At 65.1% G+C, this 7,115-nt stretch carries 4 protein-coding genes; 3 read left to right on the top strand and 1 reads right to left on the bottom strand.

Annotated elements, in window-relative coordinates; all coding sequences use genetic code 11:
• The 3 genes from XAXN_RS09500 to XAXN_RS09490 all read left to right on the top strand — a co-directional run.
• On the top strand, window positions 1-1,786 hold a 1,786-nt coding region (locus tag XAXN_RS09500), incomplete at its 5' end, for an efflux RND transporter permease subunit (RefSeq protein WP_134984864.1).
• Window positions 1,787-1,993: 207 nt separating this feature from the next.
• Window positions 1,994-2,590 carry a plasmid pRiA4b ORF-3 family protein gene (locus XAXN_RS09495; RefSeq protein ID WP_054319356.1) on the top strand — a complete coding sequence of 199 codons (597 nt, stop codon included), beginning with the start codon at window positions 1,994-1,996 and terminating at the stop codon, window positions 2,588-2,590.
• A gap of 167 nt (window positions 2,591-2,757) precedes the next feature.
• A complete protein-coding gene (locus tag XAXN_RS09490) occupies window positions 2,758-4,590 on the top strand; it encodes an ABC transporter ATP-binding protein (protein WP_054319355.1) in 1,833 nt (610 codons plus the stop codon).
• Window positions 4,591-5,068: 478 nt separating this feature from the next.
• Here XAXN_RS09490 and XAXN_RS09485 read toward each other — a convergent pair whose 3' ends face one another.
• Window positions 5,069-6,874 carry a DUF885 domain-containing protein gene (locus XAXN_RS09485; protein ID WP_054319359.1) on the bottom strand — a complete coding sequence of 602 codons (1,806 nt, stop codon included), beginning with the start codon at window positions 6,872-6,874 and terminating at the stop codon, window positions 5,069-5,071.
• Window positions 6,875-7,115 lie beyond the last annotated feature (241 nt).

Here is a 7,115-nt window from a genome sequence, read left to right as displayed (position 1 = left end):
GGCCTGCATCGATGCAGGCCGGACGTTGGCGACCCCCTTGCTGACGTCGTCGTTGGTCATCGTGCTGGCGTTCTCGCCGTTCTTCTTCGGCCAGACCAGCACCAATGAATACCTGCGCTCGCTGGCGACCGTGCTTGGCGTGACGCTGCTGGGGTCGTGGTTGCTGAGCATCACGGTAACGCCGCTGCTGTGCATGTACTTCGCCAAGGTGCATGTCACCAAGACCAGCGACGCAGCCGAATCGCGGTTCTATCGCGGCTATCGCCGTGCGATCGAACGCGTGCTGCAGCACAAGGTGCTGTTCATCGGTGCGATGACGGCGATGCTGGCGGTAGCGGTCACCGTGCTGGTGTCGATTCCATACGACTTCCTGCCCAAGTCCGACCGCCTGCAGTTCCAGATGCCGGTGACCTTGCAGGCGGGCAGCGATGCGCGCCAGACCCTGCGCACGGTGAGTGAACTCAGCCGCTGGTTGGGTGACCGCCGCGCCAACCCCGAGGTGGTGGACAGCATCGGCTATGTTGCCGATGGCGGGCCGCGCATCGTGCTGGGCCTGAACCCGCCGCTGCCGGCGGCCAACCAGGCGTACTTCACGGTCAGCGTGCGGCCCGGGAGCGATATTGATGCGGTGATCGCACGGGTACGCTCGCATGTGCGCAGCCACTTCCCTGCGCTGCTTGCCGAGCCCAAGCGCTTTTCGCTGGGCGCCACCGAAGCCGGGATGGCGGTGTATCGCGTGGTGGGTCCGGATGAAGCGGTGCTGCGCAGCAGCGCTGCTGCGATTGCCAGGGCCTTGCGGGCGGTGCCGGGCACCGTGGACGTGCAGGACGATTGGCAGGCGCGCATTCCGCGCTATGTCGTGCAGGTGGACCAGCTCAAGGCCCGCCGCGCCGGTGTGAGCAGCGAAGACGTTGCGCAGGCCTTGCAGGGGCGCTACAGCGGCGTGGATGCCACCCTGATCCGCGACGATGGCACCGATGTGCCGGTTGTCGTGCGCGGCAGCACTCAAGAGCGTGCCGCCAACGGCAATCCGGCCGATACGTTGGTGTACCCGCAGGCAGCTGGCGCACCGGTCCCGTTGGCGGCGGTCGCCACGGTGCTGCGCGACAGCGAGCCGTCGGCGATCCAGCGGCGCAACCTCAGCCGTGCCATCACCGTGACCGCGCGCAACCCGCAACTGACCGCGACCGAGATCGTCGAACGGCTGTCCGCGCCAATCGCCGCGCTCAAGCTGCCGCCTGGCTACCGCGTGGAGATTGGTGGCGAGCTGGAAGATTCGGCCGAAGCCAATCAGGCCCTGCTGCACTACATGCCGCATGCGCTGGGCGCGATCCTGTTGCTGTTCGTGTGGCAGTTCAACTCGTTCCGCAAGTTGTTCATCGTGCTGTCGGCGGTGCCGTTCGTGCTGATCGGTGCGGCACTGGCGCTGGTGATGACCGGCTATCCGTTCGGCTTCATGGCGACCTTCGGCCTGCTGGCGCTGGCCGGCATCATCGTCAACAACGCGGTGTTGCTGCTGGAGCGCATCGAGGCCGAACTTGCCGATGGCCTGCCGCGCCGCGAAGCGGTGGTGGCGGCCGCGGTCAAGCGGCTGCGCCCGATCGTCATGACCAAGCTCACCTGCATCGTCGGCCTGGTACCGCTGATGCTATTTGCAGGCCCGCTGTGGACGGGCATGGCCATCACCGTGATCGGTGGGCTGGCGCTGGGCACGCTGGTGACGCTGGGCCTGATTCCGATCCTGTATGACCTGCTGTTCGGTTTGCGCCTGCGCCGCAGTGCCTGAGCGTGGCCAACAAACCGCAGCCAGTAGCGGCCAGGCAGGTGTGGACAGGGCGCTCAGAGTCCGGATGTACACGTGGTACATCCCGATCCGAGCACCGGCCGCGCCTGCCTGGCGTTGCGCGGTCGATTTGCGCGCGGAGCTAGACAGCGTCTGCATTCGCCTGCCTGCCACGCCATACTGGGAACAGACAGGCAACTGTACGACACGATGACCAAGGCAAAAAAGAAATCCGCGCAGCAAGCGGTGCAGGCACCTGCGCCGGTGTATCAACTGCATGTGGCATTGACCGGCAGTACGCCGCTGATCTGGCGTCGCCTGCTGGTGTCGGGCGCGGTGCGCCTTGCCACGCTGCATCGCGTATTGCAGCCGGTAATGGGCTGGAATGGCATCCATCCCTACGGGTTCGACCTCGGTGGCGGGCGTTATGGCGAATCCGGGCTGGATGTGCCCGAGCGTCCCCGGCTCAAGCATGCGGGGCGTGTCACGTTGGAAAGCGCGGTGGGCGAGCTGGAGGGCTTCGATTATTTCTACGGCGCCGGTCCTGGCCGGCAGCATCGCCTGCAAGTGGAAGCGCTGTTGCCGGCCGATGCCGGCCTGCGCGTGGCGCGCTGCGTGGACGGTGCCAATGCCTGCCCACCGGAGAGCATTGGCGGCATTGATGATTATCAGGCGCTGGTGCACATCGTCGCCGACCCGGACCACCCGCAGCATGTGCAGGACCTGGCGACCTTGGGTGGGCGCTTCAAGCCCGGGCATTTCGATTTGATAGAGGTCAATCGCCTGCTCGCGCGCGTGCGCGAGTGAGCCGTTCGTGGCTCGATTCAGATGCTCCGAAAACCGCGGTCTTCGCGCGCCACTGCCACGTTGACGCATTGCGCTGGCCGATCAGGCCGCGCGTGCCGACCAGCGCCACTGCGGCTTGACGCCCGATCGGCTAGCCTGGGCTTCCGGTGTTTTCTGAAATTGGCGCAATGTTCCGCTGGTTCGAGTCCCTGATCGATATTTTCCCGCCCATCGAGCGGGAGATGCCGCCACGCAGCGTGTGGCGCTTCTATCTGCATTATCTGCGGCCGTTGTGGCCGATCCTGCTGGCCACCTTGACCGCCGGGCTGCTGCTGGCGCTGGTGGAAGTGGCGATGTTCGATTTCCTTGGCCGCATCGTCGACATGCTTGCCGACAAGCCGGGCCCCGACTTCTTCCGGCAGCATGCGGGCGAACTGATCTGGATGGCGGTGATCACACTGGTGGCGAGGCCTTTTTTTACCGGCCTGCACAATCTGCTGGTCAACCAGGCGATCGTGCCTGGCCTGAGCAACCGTTCGCGCTGGCTGATGCACAACTACGTGGTGCGCCAGAGCCTGGGCTTCTTCAACAACGATTTTGCCGGACGCATCGCCAACCGGGTGATGCAGACCGGCACCTCGCTGCGCGAATCGGCCGTGCAGATGGTGGATGCGCTGTGGTACATCGTGGTCTACACCGGCAGTGCGCTGTGGCTGTTCGCGCAGGCAGACCCCTGGCTGATGGCACCGCTGCTGCTCTGGTTGGTGGTGTACGTTGCGCTGATGGCGTTCTTCGTGCCCCGCATGAAGGCGCGCGCATGGATTGCTTCGGATGCGCGCTCCAAGGCGACCGGCCGCATCGTCGATGGCTATACCAATATTTCCACGCTCAAGTTGTTCGCCCATGCCGGCCGCGAACAGGCGTACGTGCGCGATGCCATCGACGAGCTGGCAGTCAAGCACCGCGGGCAGACACGGGTGACCACCGCCATGGACACCGCCATCGCAGTGGCGAATGGCTTTTTGATCGTGGGGACCTGCACGCTGGCGCTGTGGTTGTGGAGCCGCGGTCAGATCAGTGTGGGCGCGATCACCCTGGCCACCGGGTTGGTGATCCGTATCCACAACATGTCCGGCTGGATCATGTGGACGGTCAACGGCATCTTCGAGGACATCGGCACCGTGCAGGACGGCATGCAGACCATTTCGCAACCGGTGCAGGTGCAGGATGCAGCGGATGCGGTGCCGCTGCAGGTAACGCAGGGGCAGGTGCAGTTCGAGCACATCCATTTCCATTACGGCAAGCGCGGTAGGGTGGTTGCCGGGCTGGATCTGCAGGTGCGTGCCGGCGAAAAGATCGGTCTGGTCGGGCCGTCCGGTGCTGGCAAATCCACTCTGGTCAATGTGTTGTTGCGGCTGTACGACCTGGAGCAGGGCTGCATCCTGATCGACGGGCAGGACATCGCAAGCGTGACGCAGGAGAGCCTGCGTGGACAGATCGGCCTGGTGACGCAGGACACCTCGCTGTTGCATCGCTCGATCCGCGATAACCTGCTGTACGGGCGGCCGCAGGCCAGCGAGGCGCAACTTCTCGACGCCGTGCGCAAGGCCCGCGCCGACAGTTTCATCGACACGCTGATCGATGGCGAAGGCCGCCGCGGTTTCGAGGCGCATGTGGGCGAGCGCGGGGTCAAGCTCTCCGGCGGTCAGCGCCAGCGCATTGCGATTGCGCGGGTTTTGCTGAAGGACGCGCCGATCCTGATTCTGGATGAGGCGACCTCGGCGCTGGATTCGGAAGTGGAGGCCGCCATCCAGGACAGCCTGGACGCACTGATGGGCAACAAGACCGTGATCGCGATCGCGCACCGTCTTTCGACCATCGCGCGCATGGACCGATTGGTGGTGATGGATGCCGGCAAAATTGTCGAGACAGGCACGCATGCGCAACTGATCGCGCATGGCGGCCTGTACGCGCGGCTATGGGCGCGCCAGACGGGTGGGTTTGTTGCGGCGGACGCGTGATTGAAAGATGTGCGCGAGCTCGGCGCCACCGTAGCCCCTCTCCCGCGTGCGGGAGAGGGGTTGGGGGAGGGCACGGGCGAAGCCACCTGCCATGTCATTTTTGAAGGCGCGTAGCGACGCGTTTGACATCGCAGGTGGTGACACCTGCGCCAGGCGTCCCCTCATCCGCCCCTGCGGGGCACCTTCTCCCGCGCGCGGGAGAAGGGCCACATGCAGCCGCTTATTCCGCTGCCGGAGCACGCCCCTCTCCCGCGTGCGGGAGAGGGGTTGGGGGAGGGCACGAGCGAAGCCACCTGCCATGTCATTTTTGAAGGCGCGTAGCGACGCGTTTGACATCGCAGGTGGTGACACCTGCGCCAGGCGTCCCCTCATCCGCCCCTGCGGGGCACCTTCTCCCGCGCGCGGGAGAAGGGCCACATGCAGCCGCTTATTCCGCTGCCGGAGCACGCCCCTCTCCCGCGTGCGGGAGAAGGATCACTCACTCGATCGGTTGATCCAGCATCAGCTCGCGGGCGAAGCGGACCGGCGGGGCGCCGTAGGACAGCATCTGGTCGTGATAGGCCTTCAGTTTGAAGTCCTTGCCCAGTTTTTCCTGCACCGCCTTGCGCGTGTCCAGATGTTCCTGCACGCCGACGAAGTAGGTCGGCAGCTGTGCGGACGAGAGCTGCGCACGCACCCACTTGCCCGCTGCTTCGCTTTCCTGCTGGAAGGTGTCGTGGGTCATCAGATGCATCGCCTTGTCGCGATCCCAGCCGTCCACATGCACGCCCTGGTCGAGAATGGCATTGGCAATGGTGCGCAGATAGAACTTGAGCTGCACCAGGTGGAACAGCGGGTCGTTATCCAGATAGCCCTGCTCCTGCATCATGCGCTCGGTGTACACCGCCCAGCCTTCGGCGAACATGCCCGAACGCAGCACCGCGCGCAGCGTGGAGGGGAACTTGGCCGAGTGCCAGCCTTCCAGGTAATGACCTGGCGTGCCCTCATGGATGCTGAGTAGCTGGATCATGCGGGTGTTGTATTCGCGCAGGAACGAATCGACCTGCTTGTCGTTCCAGTCGTCGGGGATCGGCGACACCGCGTAGAACGTCTTCAGATTCTTGTCGAGCGGGCCGGGCGAATCGCAATACGCAACCGCCACGCCACGCTGGAATTCCGGCATCAGGATGATGTCCACCGGCGAATCGGGCAGCGTCATCAAATCCTTCTGGCGCACGAATTCAGTCGATTGCGCCAGCGCTGCCTTGGCCGCGTCCACCACCTTGTCGCGCGCAGGCTTGTCGGCATACGCCAGCTCCAGGGCCGCTTCGATCGCCGCCTGCTGTTGGTCGTCGGTGGGCGATTCGGGCAACTTGGGAGCGCCGGGCTTGTCCTTGAGCACCGTGCGCGCGATGCCGTACATGTCGCTGCGCACGCGCTTGAGCTCGGATTCGGCACGCTGTTTGATGTCGGCACGCGACAGCGACGACAACAGCGCGAATTTCAGCTTCTGATCGTATTTTTCCGCGCCGATGCGGAAGTCGCCCTTGGCATTGGGTACCAGCACGGTGTCCAGCCAGGTTTGCTGCTCGGCCACTGCCTTGCGCAGGTTGTCGATGGCCGCCTGCGCACGCGCCGCCTCGATCGGGCCAAGCTGGCTGATGTTGGGGGCGATGAAGTTGTCGACGATGCTCAGAATGCCCTTGTTCTGCTTGGCCACCGTTTCGGCGTGGATCTTCGGCACGCGCGCCGGGTCCAGGTTCTCGCGCGCCTGCGCAAAGATGCCCGGGATCTTTTCCATGCGCTGGGTTGCTGCGGTCAGGCGCTTGGGCAGCGGCGCAAATTCGCGCGCCATCAGGCTGTACAGCGCGCTGCCGGCCAGGCCGTTGTAAACCTGCGGGTCCCAGGCCCAGCTTTGCAGCACCTCGGTATTCCAGATCTCCGACTGCAGCTGATTGCGCAGAATGGCCGCATCCACCTGGTTCTTGCGCGAGAGCTTGGTCACGTCGGTGGCATCCAGGGTGGCCAGCAGCTTCTTGCCCGCATCCAGGCTGCGCTGACGGCCGCCGGCGCTCAGGTCGTCGATCTGCGCATCGAAGCGGTGGTCGCTGGTCTGGATGGCGGTCACCGGCGACAGCTGCATCCAGGTGTCCAAGGCCTGCTTGGACAACGCCGCAAAGCGTGCATCCGGGGCCTGTGCGTCCTGGGCGGGAGCTGCGGTGGTGCCAGCTTGCGGCGATTCGGGGTGTTGCTGGCAGGCGCTGAGGCCGGTGAGCAGGGCGAGGACAAGCAGGCGTTGACGCATCGTGGGTCCTGGTGGAATCAAACCGCCAGCATAGGCATCGACGCGCGTATGCGCATCCGCCATTGGTGTGGGGCAGCCAATACATCGACGGCGCTCAGCGCCAGGCGGGCGCGGCCAATGTGCGGAACCGGCGTGTGCCGCTCGCACCCTCCGGCTCTTGCGCGCCCTCCACCTTCCCTGACAGATGCTCACGACGTGTTGGTGGTCGCCCCTCCTGCCTGCCGGCAACGGTGCCGATCGC

Origin of the sequence: Xanthomonas axonopodis (assembly GCF_001304695.1) — a bacterium.
In the GTDB taxonomy this organism is placed as follows: domain Bacteria; phylum Pseudomonadota; class Gammaproteobacteria; order Xanthomonadales; family Xanthomonadaceae; genus Xanthomonas; species Xanthomonas axonopodis.
Note: the sequence above shows the minus strand (reverse complement) of the source record. Positions and strands in the feature narration are given on the sequence as shown.